We start from the raw sequence: 15395 nt of genomic DNA on the forward strand, positions 1-15395 counted from the left end.
GTGAGGCCGGTGGCCGGCGCGCGTGGGCCGATCGCGTACGTACCGAGAACGCCACGGCGTTCGGCCCCGGCCTCCGGCCGACGACGGCCGGGGCAGAGTTGACCCGCGCCTCACGAGCTGGTGAAACAGGTGAGCCGGGCGAGGTGGACGTCCAGAGGCTGCACTCGTCCCGGCAGAGTCTCTTGGAAATCCCACCAGCGGATGGCCGCGATCTCGTCGTTGGGCTCGAACTCGCGGAGTCCGGCGCTGTGACCGGTGAACAGGGCGCCGTATTCGGCGCGCCGGTCGGGCGCGAGCGTAAAGCCGGCGTAGCCGGCGAACCTGAGCCGTCCGGCGGGTGCGTGACCGGTCTCCTCCAGCAGCTCGCGCGCGGCTGCTCTGCGTGGGGATTCTCCGGGATCGATGCGTCCTCCTGGCAGTTCCCAGGACTGCCGGAACCGGTCGAAGACCATCAGGACGCGATCGCCGTGCCACAGCGCCACCAGCGAGAACGGCAGCGGCGCGTCGAGGGGCGGTGCCTCTTCCGTCCCGGAGGAGAAGGAGGTCAGGGCATTTCCGCGATCGTCAACGGCAAGCGGCGGGCCTTGTGAGGTCGACACCTCGCAATGATGCCCGCCCCGTCCTCAGCGCCGCTACGGAGCCGATTCCGTCAGGCCGCCGGACGCGCCGCGGCCTCGGGGTCGACGCGTCGAGCGTGATCACCCCTCCTCGTCGAGCATGAAGGTTCCGTACTCCGGCTTCCCCACGCGCTCGTAGGCGCAGTACTGCACGCCCACACTCGTGGCGCGGGATTCCGTGAGCCTCCAGGCGGTGGCGGCAGCGCCCTGGCTGAAGAGGGGCTTGCCGGTGCCGAGGACCACGGGGTTGACGAGCAGCCGGTACTCGTCGACGAGGTCGTGTTGCTGGAGGGTGGCGATGAGGTCACTGCTGCCCTGAGTCATGATCACGCCGTCGACCTGCTTCTTGAGCTGCGCGACGGAGTCCGCGGCGTCGCCCTTCAGCAGATGGGAGTTGTTCCACTCCAGGCTGTCGAGGGTGCGCGAGGCGACGTACTTGGGCATGGAGTTGAGCTTCACGGCGATCGAGTCGTCCTCGTTGGTCACGCGGGGCCAGTGGGCGGCGAAGATGTCATAGGTCTTCCGGCCGAGCAGGAGATGGTCGGCGGACTGCTCGAATACCCGCGTCATGAGGTCCATGAAGTCGTCGTCGACGTACGGGACCTGCCAGCCGCCGTGCGCGAAGCCTGCGTCGACATCCTCGTTCGGGCCGCCGGGGGCCTGCATGACGCCGTCCATGGTGATGAATGCGGTCACGATCAACTTGCTCATGGTGCTGCCTTCCGGGTGTGGGAAATTCGCCGGTACCAGGATTGACTCCAGGACCGGCGAGAACTCATCGCCGCGCCGCGTGATCAGCCGTCCTGGGCGCATCACGTGATCGTTTGCGGTGCTCCACGCAACCGGGAGCAGGTCGGCCGGCAGCGGAAGCGGCCGGGGCAGAGCTTCGGTGACCCCGAATGGCGCGGCCATGACAGCAGCGGCGGCGGCGTGATGGACTGAGATCCGTGATCCGGGGCCCGTCCGCGTCCCGGGACGACCGGCCTTCGGCGAACGGTTGGTGGTGTGCCGTCAGTCACCACTGCGGGGCGTCGACCAGGGTCGTTGTGGAATCGGGGGTAGCTGTGACGGCAGACGAGCGCACGTCGCGCGGGAGCGATGTCGAGGAGACCACTTCGCCGGAGGAGCGCAGGTCGCACGTGGGGGATCGCTCCTCGCACGAGGAAGAAGGATCACCCCAGGGAAGCGACGGGGGTGACGCCCCGCCATCTGCGCAGGCTGCGGCGGAGCCGGAGTTACCGCGCCCATCCCCGTCCCCGCTGCGGGACCGCACGCACTGGGTGACGCTGGTCGTGCTGCCGCTCATCGGTGCCGTCGGCTTCTGGGCCGTGCAGGGATTGTGGGACTGGGCCTGGCGTTCGATCAGCGGCCCACCCGGCCTCACGGCGTTCGCCTCGCACGCCGTCGGGGGAGAGCACCTCTACCTCGATCCGATGGAGTCCGCGGACCCCGCGACGAAGTGCAAGCGTGGCGTGCCGGTCGCCGCGCCGGGCAATCCCGCGAGCCTGCCCATCACCCTGCAGGCCAAGACGGACGAGGCCATCATGGTCATCGGTGTCGAGGTCAACGTGGTGTCCAGCGAGCCCTCGCCGACGGACGGGACGGTCGCCGAGCCGACGGGCTGCCCGGCAACTCTCAAGGGCCGCGCTTTCGACGTCGATCTCACCCGGGTCCCTTCACCGGTCACACCTGCCGGCAAGTCGGGCAGCCACCAGGCCACGGACCTTCCCTTCACCGTCACCGCGGAGGACCCCGAGCAGCTGAACCTGCGGCTCCGCCCGGGCGGCAGGGACGTCCGGTTCACCGTGAAGGTCGAGTGGGTGGCCGACGGCAAGTACGGCAGTGTGACGCTCGAAGGTGACGAGAACCGCGAGGGTGACGGCGAGCCGGGCTACCGGGTGATGGGCCGGGGCGACTCTTCCTCGGCGCCCGGGAGTCCTGAAGGGCCGTCACCGTCTCCGTCAGCGAACACCGGAAGCGGGTCTCGTTCCAGCGGCTGAGAAGCCCGCCGGTCGCGCGTACGGACGGGTCGTGAAGCAGGCGCGCGTCTCAGGTGGAAGCGGTCCCGGGACTGACGACCTGCAGGGAAGCGCCCAGGTCCCGGAGGGCGGCGAGTTGGTCGTCGGGCGTGCCCGTATCGGTGAGGACGGTGTCGTACGCGGCAGCGGTGCCGTAGGCGTACGTGGCCGTCTTGCCGAACTTGGAGTGGTCGACCAGCAGCAGAGCCTCGTCGGCGGAGGCGAGCATGGCTTCCTTGACGTCGGCGTACGCGCGCAAGGGGTGGAAGAGCTGACCGTTCTGCACGGCGACCGCGGACATGAGGGCGACGTCGGCGCGGATGCGGGAGAGCGCGCGGGTGACCTCGGCGCCGGTACAGGAATTGAATTCGCTCTCGTACGTGCCGCCGAGAAGGGTGATGGCGACACCGGGCGTGACGCTGCCCAGGCGTTGGGCGATGCCGATGGAGTTGGTGATGACGGTGAGTCCGTCGATCCGGCCGAGGTGGGCCAGGGCGTCGGCCAGAGGGTAGAGAGTCGTGGAGTCGTCGATGAGGACGGTGCTGGCGGGGCGGATGCGCTCGGCCACGGCGGCGCTGAGAGCGGTCTTGGCCGCGAGGGCGGTGGACTCACGGAAGCGGGTGGCAACCTCCATGGTCAGGGCGGGGAAGGCCAGCGCGCGCCCCCGTTCCTTGCGCAGGAGGTGCCGTCCCGCGAGGTCGTCGAGGTCGCGGTGAATGGTCATCAGACTGACGTCGAAGCGGGTGGCGAGATCGTCGATACGGGTCTCGCCGTGGTCGACGACGTACTGCAGGACGGCCTGCCGCCGCTCTTCGAGAGCGGCCTGCGACAGTCGCGCCTTTGCGGACACGTGGCCGCCCTCCTCTCCTGCGCCGCCCCGGACGGCCGGCTCCGCCGCGGACGGACCCAGGGGCCGACCGCCGTACGGTCACGGGCCGCCGCGGTGAACGCCGCTCGCGCTGCTCGTTCACCGCTCCAGCCGTACTCGCTCGGCGGCCGGTTGTCCGCCGCACCGAGCCGTCGGCGCGGTGCGGACGACTCGGCGTTGAGGTGTCGGCAGGCACCTGTGACCTTGATCTCCGAGTTTTGCACATGGCTCGGCGGTGACGAAATGAAGTCGCCGCAGGAGCCGGGAGCCCGGGAGCGCTGAGTGGGGGGTGGGCCACGGACTCCTGCCCGCTACTTCTGCGGGTAGACCACGCTCTTGACCGCGGTGGCGTCCCGGGTGCCGACCGTCAGCGCCTGCTCGGCGTCTTCCAGGCCGTAGCCGTGGGTGGCCAGCGGGTCGAGCCGGACGCGGCCGGAGGCTGCCAGGGCGATTGCGGCGGGCCAGGTGTTGGCGTAACGGAAGGTGCCGGTGATCTCCAGCTCGTGGCTCTGGACCTTGGCCAACGGCAAGGGCACCTCGTCGCCGCCCATACCGATCAGGACAGCGCGACCGGCCCGGCCCAGGGCGCGGATCGCCTCGTTGATGGCGCCGGGGATGCCGCTGCACTCCAGAAGGACATCGGGGGTGAAATCGAGCTCGGACACCGGGGTCTGCGCGACGTTCACGGCAGTGGCCCCGAATTCCCGGGCGAGTTGCAGGCGGTGCGGGACGATGTCGGTGACGACCACCTCGGACGCCCCGAAGGCCAGCGCGGTCTGGGCGGCGATGAGGCCGACCGGCCCGGCGCCGGTGACCAGGATCCGGTCACCCGGGGCGACCCGGGCCTTGCGACAGGACGACACGCCCACCGAGAGCGGTTCGAGAAGGGCGGCCGCCTCGTCGCTCAGCGAGTCCGGTACCGCGTGTGCGAACTCCTCGTGCACCGCCACGTACTCGCAGAAGACACCGTCCACCGGAGGGGTGGCGTAGAAGACCATCTCGGGGCAGAGGTTGTACCGGCCGAGGCGGCATTCGGCGCAGGAGCCGCAGGGCGTGCCGGGCTCGATGGAGACCCGCCGGCCCACCTCGTGCCGCTCCGCGCCGGGGCCGCGGGCCACCACGGTTCCGGCGGGCTCGTGACCGAGGATCATCGGCGCGGTCATGACGAAGTCACCGATCCGGCCGTGGCGGTAGTAGTGCACATCGGATCCGCAGGTGCCGACCGCGTCGACCCGGACGAGGACCTGGCGCGGCCCGGGGGAGGGGGCCGGGCGTTCCTCGATGACGAGCTGTTCGGGGCCCTGGAGTACGGCGGCGCGCATGGTGGCGGGTGTCTGGAACATTGCGGGGGTGCGACCTTTCAGGAGCGGGCTGGAGGTGTGTCCACCATCGGCAGCCGGGTGCGTGCGGGGGAGGGGCGAGGAGGACTGTCAGGCGAGGGTCCCCGGGACCGGTTCCTCTGACCGGCTTCCCTCGGTGACGGTGTGGGCTTCGGGGCGCATGCCGTCGCCGGGCGAGGTGACGTACAGGCAGAGCACCGCGTTGACGAGGAGCAGTCCCGCGTAGATCCACATGAGGCCCTGGAATCCGAACGTGCTGTAGGAGACGGTCCCGATGAGCGGGCCGACAGCGACGCTCAGACCGGCGCCCAGCGTGTAGACGCCCATCACCTGGCCTCTGCGGTCCGGTGCCTGAGTGATCATCATCGCGGGCAGGGGAACGTAGCCCGCAAGGCCGGCTCCGTAGACGGCGACCGCGAGGGCGGCCACGGGGAAGTCGTAGCCGGCCGCCGCGGGAAGGTAGTAGCACAGCAGGCACCCGAGGGCCCCGAGCACACCGCCGAACAGAGCGCAGGTCTTGCGGCCGCTCCAGTTGTCACCGAGCACACCGAAGACCAGGAGGGCACCCAGGTTCGTGACCATCATGATCACGAGCAGGGTGTTCCACTCCCCGTCGCTGAACCCCAGATCCCTGACGAAGAACGGCATGAAGACCCACATGCCGAAGGAGGGCGTGGTGTTGATCAGCCGGATGATCAAGCTGACCCCGAGCTTCGGCTTCTCGAAGAGGATCTTGAAGGTGCCCAGCAGCTCCGTACGGGCATCGCGGCCCGGCGCCAGCCCCGTGAGGCCGGTGCGCTCGCGCAGCAGGAGCAGGACGATCAGGGAACCTGCGGCGACCATCGCCAACGAGAGCCACAGCGTCGGGTAGAAGCCGATCATCGGCATGGCCGCGGCGAACAGGAAGGAGCCGATGATGGGATAGCCGGAGCTGTAGGCGAACCAGAACCAGCCGACGGCCTTGCTCTGGTGGTCCTTGGGGGCCACCGCCATGATCCAGGACAGAAAGCCGTAGGCGAACATCGGGTAGCCGAAGCCGCGCACACCATAGGTGATCATGACGAGGTCGTAGCTCTCGGCCGGGATGGCCACCGTCAGCATCAGGACGTGGAAGACCACCCAGATCCCGGCGCCGATCGCCATCACCCGCCGCGGGCCCCATCGATCGGACAGCAGGCCGGCGCCCAGGAACGAGGCGATGGCCGCCGTGACGCCGTAGACGGTGATGATCGCGCCCGCGCCGGTCTCCGAGAACCCGAGGTCGGTCCCGAAGAACTTCGACAGATAGCTCGTCTCGACGCCATCACCGATCATGAAGAACAGCAGGCCGACGTAGCCCCAGACGAGCGGTTTGGGGATGCCGATCCGGTCGATCGGATGGCGCCGGTACGAGGTTTCTGTGCGTGTGCTCATGGCTGTGTCACTCCTGCCGGCGTGGTGTGCGTCCTTCGGCCGGTGCCCGTGAAGGGGGCTCCGGTCTCGGTGAAGTCGTCCTGCGTGGGGATGTCGCGGATACCTGGGCCGAGGCCGAGCGCCGCGAGCCCCGTGAGTCGCTCGACGGCAGGGGGCCGACCAGGGCCGTTGGCGACGACTGCGCGCAAGGGCTCGCTCCTCATTTCCTGGTGGATTGCCGTGGACAGTAGCCATGAAGTTACGGTGCCGCAAGCGTTTACATCTCATTAAATGTGTGAAATCTTGCTTGCGAGAATCACTGAAAACGTGGCCTGAAGTGGGGGAGGTGGCTCCGGCGCCGCAGCGGCCGGCTCAGCGTCCAGGGGGCCGTTTGGGCGGCCATCTCAGGTGGGCTGGTCGGTAGCCTGCGGCCGTGGGAATCGAACGGAGCCCTGACCGCTGGTTGGAAGACACACGGACGTCCTACGCACCGTCGCAGCGAGCTGTGCCGTTCAGGTGCGCAATCTTCTGGAGGCGACGCCCGCTCAGCGGACGGCCCTGGCGCACTTCGCCGACCTGGTGCGCAGCCGCGGAGGCGGGCCGGTCGCAGACGTGGGATGTGGGCCGGGCAGGATCACGGCCCACCTGCTTCACCTGGGTGTGGACGTGTTCGGGATCGACCTCTCACCCGGGATGATCGAGGTGGCCAGGACGGGACCGCGTCGGGCTCCGGCTCGCGGACGGCTCCACGACGGACCTCGACCTCGCTGACGGCTCGCAGGCCGGCCTGATCGCCTGGTACTCGCTCATCCACATCTCCGACGAGGAGATCGCCTCGGTCCTCGCGCACTTCCGGCGCGTGTCGCGGCCGGGTGGGCCACTGCTCCTCGGCTTCCACGTCGGTGATGAGCCGGAGTTGACGACGCGGGGCCTCAGCGGCGTGGCCGAGGGGTACGCCGAGGCTGGGCGAGCGGCTTCAACAGGCTTACGTGGTGAGGGACTCGGCGGTCCTACACATGCTCCTTTTGCCGGGCGGGACGACAGGGCGAACGCGGCTGGGACGGTTTCGTCCGGCTGGGCCCGCCTGAGGTTTCACAGCAGATCTCCGCACATGCTCACACCGTCGGCCGTGGTGTGTCACCGTCCGGGCCGGTCTGTTCGCACGACCGAAACATCGCGTTCGCAGACCGCGGTGCCGTGTCGGCCCCGCCGTCTCAGACTCCGGTCAGCGGCGTTGACATCCCTTCCGCGGCCTGTCTAACTTACGGCGCATCTCGGTCATGAGTGTCAGCGACAAGCCCTGGCTGGCTGGCCGGCAACCCTCGCATCGCGGTGGGGTGCCCCAGGTGACGACCGGACCGGACGATTTTTCGGTAAGCGCGAGGCCCCGCGGGGCGGACTTGGTGATGGTGACGGCGATGTACGCAGCTCCGGAGACGGCCGCATGGCGGCGCTACGGTCGCGTCGTGACGTCCGTGAACCGTCCGGTCGATCTGCTCCGCGTCAACAGTGCCCTGTGTAGGGCTTCCTGTCGTACCGTCCGCCACGGCTCGTCCGTGGACGGCAGCTGAAACGTCGTCGTTCCGACCCGCATCGCACGGAACGGACGCATCGGACGCATCGGATGCGTCGGAGGCATCCGGTTCATCTGCTGCGACGGACGTTTCTGACGTTCTGACGCCCTGAGGGCCGTGGCGTTGGTTTCGCCCCTCACTTCCCTGCCCCCGTGCCGCTCCTTCCCCGGCGCTACGGCGTGCGCAGAGCCATGTCTCTGCATCGCGCCGTAGCCACCCTGGCGGCCGGGGTGTTCATACCTGCTGGAGTCCTCCATGAGTGAACGTGTCGGCTCTGCTGTGTCCTCCGGCTCAGCACCCCCCATCGAGGCGGCTCCCCGTCCCGAGCCCTCGCCACCCCTACCGCCTCGGCCGCCGGCGCCGCAGCGGGTGCTTCCGCTGCGGCGCCCCGGGCGGTGGATCGCCACGGTGATCGTGCTGGTGCTGGTCGCCCAGATCGTGCACGGGCTGGTGACCAACCCCTTCTACCAGTGGGACCGGTTCCTGTACTGGTTCGTGCGTCCCACGATCATCGACGGGCTGTGGATCACCCTCCAAGTCGCCGCATACAGCGCGGTGTTGGGGCTGCTAGGCGGTATTCTGCTCGCGTTGGCCCGGCTCTCCGCGAGCCCGGTGCTGCGCGCGATCAGCTGGACCTACGTCTGGCTGCTCCGCTCGGTGCCGCTGATCGTCGTGCTGCTGTTCCTCTACAACTTCAGCGCCCTCTACAAGACCCTCAGCCTCGGTGTGCCGTTCGGCCCCGCCTTCGTCACCTTCGACGAGTCACGGCTCGCCACCGACATGGTCGTCGCCGTCATCGGACTCAGCCTCAACGAGGCGGCGTACGCGGCGGAGGTCGTCCGCGGCGGCCTCCTCTCCGTCGACCAGGGCCAGCACGAGGCGTCGGCCGCGCTCGGTCTGCCGAGGGGCTACCAGTTCACGAAGATCGTCTTTCCGCAGGCCCTGCGCTCCATCACCCCGAACTACGTCAACCAGCTGATCGGCCTGATCAAGAGCACCTCGCTGGTGTTCTACGTGTCGCTGCTCGACCTGTTCGGCTCCGCGCAGAGCATGGGTGCCACCTACCCCGGGGACATCGTTCCGCTGCTGCTCGTGGCCACCGTCTGGTACCTGATCCTCACGAGCCTGGTGTCCGTCGTCCAGTTCTACGTCGAGCGGTACTACGCCCGGGGCGCCACGCGCAGCCTGCCGCCGACCCCGTTGCAGAAGCTGCGGGCCGGTCTGCGCGATCTGAGGGCCCGTCTACGCAGGGAGGCCGCCGTATGAGCACCGAGACCACCAACACCTCCGGCACCGGCGCGTCCACCGAGACCGCCAAGACGACCGAGAGCACGAAGGCCGTGAAAACCGTGGGGCCCGCCAGATCAGCCGAGGTCCTCGGGACGGGCCCCGCCACCGTCGAAGTGCATGACGTGCACAAGTGGTACGGGGCCCATCAGGTCCTCGACGGTGTCGAGTTGACCGTACGGCCGGGCGAAGTGACCGTGATCCTGGGGCCGTCCGGATCCGGCAAGTCCACGCTGCTGCGGGTGATCAACCACCTGGAGAAGCCCGAGGTCGGCCATGTCAGCGTCAACGGGGAGCTGATCGGTGTACGCCGCCACGGTGAGCGGCTGAAGGAGCTGAGCGAACGGGCCATCCTGACGCAGCGCAGCCGCATCGGCTTCGTCTTCCAGAACTTCAATCTCTTTCCGCATCTCACGGTGCTGGACAACGTGGCCGCGGCCCCGGCCGCGTCCGGCAGGCTGAGCAGGCCGGAGGCCAGGGATCTGGCGCGCGAACTGCTCGGTCGGGTGGGGCTCGCGGACAGGGCCGGTGCCTATCCACGGCAGCTGTCCGGCGGCCAGCAGCAGCGCGTGGCCATCGCCCGCGCACTGGCCCTGCGTCCCGGAGTCATCCTCTTCGACGAACCCACCTCGGCACTCGACCCCGAACTCGTCGGTGAGGTGCTGGCCGTCATCAAGGATCTGGCCACCAGCGGTACCACCCTCGTCGTCGTCACCCACGAGATCGGCTTCGCCCGCGAGGTGGCCGATCGCGTGGTCTTCATGGACGGCGGCCGGATCGTCGAGCAGGGGCCGCCGTCCGAGGTGCTCGACCACCCCGAGCACGAGCGGACCAGGGATTTCCTGAGCAAGGTGCTCTGATCCCGGCCGTCGGCCACCTGCCGCCCCCGAACCAGCGGCCCGCCGGGTCCGCGTCCCCCACACCTTCATCACGCCCCACCGCACACCGAATAAGGACTGCCATGTCGCCCCTCAGCCTTCGAAGCCGCCTCCTCCGAGGTCTCACCGCGGGAACCGCCGCCGCCTCCCTCGCCGCCGGGCTCGCCGGATGCGGGGGCGACAGCGACGCGTCCACCCACCCCGACAGCGCAGCGGACGGAACCGTCACCGTCGGCGCGGTCTCCAACGGCGCCGCCAAGGAGACCGAACTCAAGGTGTCCGAGGTGAAGTCCATCAGCGCCAAGCTGCCCGCCTCCGTCGCCAAGAGCGGCAAACTGGTGATCGGTGTCGGCGCCCTGCCCTCGGGCTCCGCGCCGCTGACCTACGTGGGTGACGACCAGAAGACCCTCACCGGCTCCGAACCCGACTTCGGCCGGCTGGTCGCCGCGGTGCTCGGCCTTGAGCCGGAGCTGAAGAACTTCACCTGGGAGAACCTCTTCGTAGGTGTCGACAGCGGCAAGGTCGACCTCGCCGTCTCCAACGTCACCGACACCGAGGAGCGCAAGAAGAAGTACGAGTTCGCCTCCTACCGGAAGGACAACCTCGCCTTCGAGGTGCCCAAGGCGAGCAAGTGGACCTTCGACGGGAACTACAAGGTTCTCGCGGGCAAGACCGTAGCGGTCGGGGCCGGCACCAACCAGGAGAAGGTCCTGCTGGAGTGGCAGGCCAAGCTGGCGAAGCAGGGCAAGAAGCTCACGGTCAAGCACTTCCAGGAGAGCAACAGCACCTATCTGGCGCTGAGCAGCGGGAAGATCGACGCCTACTTCGGCCCGAACCCCTCGCTCTCCTACCACACCACCCGAGTGGCGAAGACCCCCAACCCGACACGTATCGGGGGCACTTACTCCGGTGCCGGTGCGTCCCTGCAGGGCCTGATCGCGGCCACCGCGAAGAAGGACAGCGGCCTGGCCGAGCCGGTCGCTGACGCCATCAACCACCTGATCAAGAACGGCCGGTACGCCAAGTGGCTGGCCGCATGGAACCTCTCCAACGAAGCCGTCACCAAGTCCGAGGTCAACCCGCCCGGCCTCCCGACCGACAACTCCTGACTCATCTGCCCCGGCCTCGGCCGGGGGACACCCCAGTTCACCGGTGCACCCAGGGGCCTCCGCCGCCACGCCCAAGGGCGGCGGAGGCCCCTGGCGCCCCGGCCCGCCCGCATCAGGCCGGGCCGCTGCCTGCGGAGATACCGGAACACCATGCCCACCAGCGTCCTTCCCACCCCTGACATCGCCCCGTACGACGAACCCGCCCTCGAAACGGCGCGAGTCGGGCCCGACGACGTACCGGAGGTCCCCCAGCCGATCGCGGGAACCGGCCGGGACCCGTGCTGGTGCGCACGCGTGACGCGCGGGCGGAACAGACCGGGGCCACGGACCGTTGACCCCGAAGACGTCGAGCCGGAAGGGCGGAGGTGACCGCGGATGATCCGTCAAGCGCGCCTCCGTGTCCCGAAGCTCGTCCCGAGCCGCCCCGTGCATCTGTACTCGCGGCCCCATATCGACCTGCACCGCGTAGCCGGCGCGCTCTGTTGCTCCTGACCTGCTACCGCGCGGCCCGACCCACTGGGTGAGGGCCTGCTCTCTCGTACGGTCGATCAGGAAGGCACCCTCTCTCGTGACCTCATCACGCTCTACCCTGCCCGCTTCGCCCTCCCCACTGCACCTCGCCGTCGCCCTCGACGGCGCCGGCTGGCACCCGGCCGCCTGGCGCGAGCCGGTGTCCCGGCCCCGGGACCTGCTCACCGCCGGCTACTGGGCCGACCTCGTCGCGGAAGCCGAGCGTGGGCTGCTCGACTTCGTGACCATCGAGGACGGTCTCGGGCTCCAGTCGTCGGAGTTCACCGGGCCCGACGGGCGCACCGACCAGGTGCGCGGTCGTCTGGACGCGGTGCTCATCGCCGCCCGTACGGCCCCCCTGACCCGGCACATAGGAATCGTGCCGACCGTGGTGGCCACGCACACGGAGCCGTTCCACCTCTCCAAGGCGATCGCGACCCTCGACTATGTGAGCGGCGGCCGCGCCGGGCTGCGCGTGCAGGTGACGGCCCGCCGGAACGAGGCCGCGCACTTCGGGCGCCGTGCGATTCCGCCGCTGCGTGTCGAGGACATCGACACGCCGGCCGGCCGGGAGGTGGCGACCGACCTCCTCGACGAGGCCGCCGACTACGTCGAGGTGGTGCGCCGGCTCTGGGACAGCTGGGAGGACGATGCGGAGATCCGGGACGTCGCCACCGGCCGTTTCATCGACCGCGACAAGCTCCACTACATCGACTTCGCGGGCAGGCACTTCAGTGTCCGGGGCCCGTCCATCACGCCGCGGCCGCCCCAGGGCCGGCCGATCGTCAGCGCCCTCGCCCACCGGTCCCTCCCGTACCGGCTGGTGGCCCGCTCGGCAGATCTGGGATACGTCACTCCGCACGACACCGCCCAGGCCCGCGACATCGTCGCGGAGATCCGCGCGGAGCAGACCGCGGCCGGCCGGGCGGATGAGCCGCTGCACCTCTTCGGTGACCTGGTGGTCTTCCTGGATGACGACGCAGCGGCGGCGGTGGCCCGACGTGAGCGCCTCGACGACCTCGCGGGCCACCGGTACACGAGCGACGCTCCGATCTTCACCGGGACGCCCGTCCAACTCGCGGATCTGCTACAGGAATTGGAGACAGCCGGGCTGACCGGATTCCGGTTGCGTCCCGCCGTCGTCGGCCATGACCTCCCGCAGATCACCCAGGGCCTGGTCCCCGAGCTCCAGCGCCGGGGCGTCTTCCGGCGTGCGTACGAGGCCGACACCCTGCGCGGCCTGCTCGGACTCGCCCGCCCCGCCAACCGCTACGCCGCCGCAGCGGCCGACGCCGTCACCGCCTGAGCCGGAGGACCGTACGACATGAGCAAGCCGCTGAAGCAGATCCACCTGGCCGCCCACTTCCCCGGCGTCAACAACACGACGGTGTGGAGCGACCCCGAGGCCGGCAGCCACATCGAGTTCAGCTCCTTCGCGCACTTCGCGCGGACCGCCGAACGCGCCAAGTTCGACTTCCTGTTCCTCGCCGAGGGGCTGCGACTGCGCGAACAGGGCGGCCACATATACGACTTGGACGTCGTGGGCCGGCCGGACACCTTCACGATTCTCACCGCACTCGCCGCCGTCACCGACCGCCTCGGGCTGACCGGCACCATCAACTCCACCTTCAACGAGCCCTACGAGGTGGCCCGCCAGTTCGCGAGCCTGGACCACCTCTCCGACGGACGCGCTGCCTGGAACGTCGTCACCTCCTGGGACGCCTTCACCGGCGAGAACTTCCGGCGCGGCGGCTTCCTGCCGCAGGAGGAGCGCTACTCGCGGGCCAAGGAGTTCCTGGCCACCACCCACGAGCTCCTCGACTCCTGGAGCGGGCAGGAGATCGTCGCCGACCAGCGGTCCGGCACCTTCCTGCGGGACGCACAGGCCGGGGCCTTCGTGCACAAGGGGCAGCACTTCGAGATCGAGGGACAGTTCAACGTGCCGCGCAGCCCGCAGGGCCGCCCGGTGATCTTCCAGGCCGGTGATTCCGACGAGGGACGGGAGTTCGCCGCCGCCGGAGCCGACGCGATCTTCAGCCGGTACAGCACCCTCAAGGAGGGCCAGGAGTTCTACACCGACGTCAAGGGCCGCCTCACCAAGTACGGACGGGGCCACGACCAGCTGCTGATCCTGCCCGCCGCGACCTTCGTCCTCGGCGACACCGACGCCGAGGCAAAGGAGGCCGCCCGTGAGGTTCGCCGCCTGCAGGTCAGCGGCGCCACCGCGATCAAGCACCTGGAGTTCGTCTGGAACCGCGACCTGTCCGCGTACGACCCGGACGGCCCGCTGCCCGACATCGATCCCGACCTCGGCGAGCACACCATCGCCCGCGGCCGCGCCCAGGTGCGCATGTACCGCGACCCGCTGGCCACCGCCCGCGAGTGGCGCGAGCGCGCGGCCGCCAACAACTGGTCGATCCGCGACCTGGTCATCGAGACCGGCAACCGCCAGTCCTTCGTCGGCTCCCCGGCCACCGTCGCCGAGACGATCAACGACTTCGTCCAGGCGGACGCCTCCGACGGCTTCATCCTCGTCCCGCACCTCACCCCCGGCGGCCTCGACGGCTTCGCCGACACGGTGGTCCCGCTGCTCCAGGAGCGCGGCGTCTTCCGCACGGACTACGAGGGCACCACCCTGCGCGACCACCTCGGGCTCGCGCACCCGGACGCCGAGACGCCCGATGTCCGGGTGGCCTCATGAAGTTCCTGGCCATCACCCTGATCGTGCACGCACCCCACCCGGTGACCGGGGTGCAGAAGCCGACCCGGGAGCGCTTCCGCGAGGTGGTCGACAACGCGCTGCTGGCCGAGGAGCTGGGCTTCGACGGCTTCGGGGTGGGGGAGCGGCACGAGCGGCCGTTCATCTCCTCCTCGCCGCCCGTCGTGCTGAGCCACCTCGCCGCGCTCACCTCGCGGATCCGGCTGTTCACGGCGGTCACCACTCTCAGCCTCCTCGACCCGGTGCGCGCGTACGAGGACTACGCGACGCTGGACCATCTCTCCGGCGGGCGCCTGGAGTTGATCGTGGGGAAGGGCAACGGAACCGCGCAGCGCGAGCTGTTCCACGTCACGACCGAGGACCAGTGGGACCGTAATGCCGAGAGCTACGAGGTGTTCCGGCACCTCTGGCGCCAGGACAAGGTGACGGCGGCGACGCGGTTCCGCCCGCCGCTCGCGGACGCGGAGGTGTGGCCGCGGCCGCTCCAGCAGCCCGTCAGGGTCTGGCACGGCAGTGCGACGAGCAAGGAGTCGGTCGATCTCGCCGCCCGCTACGGCGATCCGCTCTTCTCCGCGAATGTCACCCACCCCATCGAGCCGTACGCCGAGTTGATCCGCTACTACCGGCAGCGCTGGGAGCACTACGGCCACGACCCGGCCGCCATCGCCGTCGGTGCGGGAACGGCCGGCTTCTATGCGGCCCCCACCTCCCAGAAGGCGATCGCCGCCTACCGGCCGGTCTTCGAGGGGCAGCTGGCCCTCCAAAAGCGGCTGGGCGCGGAACCGGTCTTCCCGACCCTGGAGGACTTCGTCGAGCGCAGCTCCGCGCTGATCGGCAGCCCGCAGCAGATCATCGAGAAAGTGCACCGCTACCACGAGCAGTTCGGGCACACCGTCCTGCATCTGCACGCGGACGCGAGCGGTCTCAGCGACACCCGCCACCGGGACTCGCTCGAACTCTTCCAGTCCGATGTCGCGCCCGTGCTGCGCAGGGAGATCCCCGATCCGCCGTTCCCGTGGAGCCCGGTCCCGGCCGAGCCCCCGCGGGCCGCCGCCCCGCCGCCCGCCGACCGCTGAGGAGCCT

At 69.6% G+C, this 15395-nt stretch carries 14 protein-coding genes and 1 riboswitch; of the genes, 9 read left to right on the forward strand and 5 right to left on the reverse strand.

The annotated features are described in order from the left end of the window. Window positions 1-110 precede the first annotated feature (110 nt). Window positions 111-599 carry an NUDIX hydrolase gene (locus QOM21_RS34965; RefSeq protein ID WP_407555104.1) on the reverse strand — a complete coding sequence of 163 codons (489 nt, stop codon included), beginning with the start codon at window positions 597-599 and terminating at the stop codon, window positions 111-113. A gap of 99 nt (window positions 600-698) precedes the next feature. Further along, window positions 699-1328 (reverse strand): dihydrofolate reductase family protein, encoded by a 630-nt coding sequence (locus tag QOM21_RS34970; protein ID WP_407555105.1) that lies wholly within the window; start codon window positions 1326-1328, stop codon window positions 699-701. A gap of 569 nt (window positions 1329-1897) precedes the next feature. Here QOM21_RS34970 and QOM21_RS34975 point away from each other — a divergent pair. After that, a complete protein-coding gene (locus QOM21_RS34975; RefSeq protein ID WP_407555106.1) occupies window positions 1898-2617 on the forward strand; it encodes a hypothetical protein in 720 nt (239 codons plus the stop codon). A gap of 49 nt (window positions 2618-2666) precedes the next feature. Here the strand turns inward: QOM21_RS34975 and QOM21_RS34980 are convergent, their stop codons facing one another. The 3 genes from QOM21_RS34980 to QOM21_RS34990 all read right to left on the reverse strand — a co-directional run bounded on the left by QOM21_RS34980 (window position 2667) and on the right by QOM21_RS34990 (window position 6256). After that, window positions 2667-3485, reverse strand: coding sequence for a DeoR/GlpR family DNA-binding transcription regulator (locus tag QOM21_RS34980; protein WP_407555107.1), 819 nt, complete (start codon window positions 3483-3485; stop codon window positions 2667-2669). Window positions 3486-3814: 329 nt separating this feature from the next. Then, window positions 3815-4846, reverse strand: coding sequence for an NAD(P)-dependent alcohol dehydrogenase (locus tag QOM21_RS34985; protein ID WP_407555108.1), 1032 nt, complete (start codon window positions 4844-4846; stop codon window positions 3815-3817). A gap of 87 nt (window positions 4847-4933) precedes the next feature. Further along, window positions 4934-6256 (reverse strand): MFS transporter, encoded by a 1323-nt coding sequence (locus QOM21_RS34990; protein WP_407555109.1) that lies wholly within the window; start codon window positions 6254-6256, stop codon window positions 4934-4936. A gap of 639 nt (window positions 6257-6895) precedes the next feature. Here QOM21_RS34990 and QOM21_RS34995 point away from each other — a divergent pair. From QOM21_RS34995 to QOM21_RS35030, 8 genes are all read left to right on the forward strand, one after another. Next, on the forward strand, window positions 6896-7006 hold the full coding sequence (locus QOM21_RS34995; RefSeq protein ID WP_407555995.1) for a hypothetical protein: 111 nt from the start codon (window positions 6896-6898) through the stop codon (window positions 7004-7006). Between the two features lie 505 nt (window positions 7007-7511). Further along, window positions 7512-7621, forward strand: a riboswitch (SAM riboswitch). A gap of 443 nt (window positions 7622-8064) precedes the next feature. After that, window positions 8065-9075: an amino acid ABC transporter permease gene (locus QOM21_RS35000; protein WP_407555110.1), complete on the forward strand. Its 1011-nt coding sequence runs from the start codon at window positions 8065-8067 to the stop codon at window positions 9073-9075. Beyond that, entirely contained in the window at window positions 9072-9956 is an 885-nt protein-coding gene (locus QOM21_RS35005) for an amino acid ABC transporter ATP-binding protein (RefSeq protein WP_407555111.1), read from the forward strand. The genes QOM21_RS35000 and QOM21_RS35005 overlap by 4 nt, the downstream gene beginning before the upstream one ends. A 101-nt stretch (window positions 9957-10057) precedes the next feature. Further along, the gene (locus tag QOM21_RS35010) at window positions 10058-11083 is read left to right on the forward strand and encodes an ABC transporter substrate-binding protein (protein WP_407555112.1); all 1026 of its coding nucleotides are present in this window, start codon (window positions 10058-10060) and stop codon (window positions 11081-11083) included. Window positions 11084-11458: 375 nt separating this feature from the next. Then, window positions 11459-11575 carry a putative leader peptide gene (locus QOM21_RS35015; protein WP_407555113.1) on the forward strand — a complete coding sequence of 39 codons (117 nt, stop codon included), beginning with the start codon at window positions 11459-11461 and terminating at the stop codon, window positions 11573-11575. A 76-nt stretch (window positions 11576-11651) separates the two neighbouring features. Further along, complete coding sequence (locus QOM21_RS35020; RefSeq protein ID WP_407555114.1) at window positions 11652-12899, forward strand: LLM class flavin-dependent oxidoreductase; 1248 nt, start codon at window positions 11652-11654, stop codon at window positions 12897-12899. An 18-nt stretch (window positions 12900-12917) separates the two neighbouring features. Further along, window positions 12918-14294, forward strand: a complete 1377-nt coding sequence (locus tag QOM21_RS35025) for an NtaA/DmoA family FMN-dependent monooxygenase (RefSeq protein ID WP_407555115.1) — start codon at window positions 12918-12920, stop codon at window positions 14292-14294. Continuing rightward, window positions 14291-15388: an LLM class flavin-dependent oxidoreductase gene (locus tag QOM21_RS35030; protein WP_407555116.1), complete on the forward strand. Its 1098-nt coding sequence runs from the start codon at window positions 14291-14293 to the stop codon at window positions 15386-15388. The genes QOM21_RS35025 and QOM21_RS35030 overlap by 4 nt, the downstream gene beginning before the upstream one ends. Window positions 15389-15395 lie beyond the last annotated feature (7 nt).

The sequence above is a fragment of the Streptomyces sp. Pv4-95 genome (assembly GCF_045782725.1).
Taxonomy (GTDB): domain Bacteria; phylum Actinomycetota; class Actinomycetes; order Streptomycetales; family Streptomycetaceae; genus Streptomyces.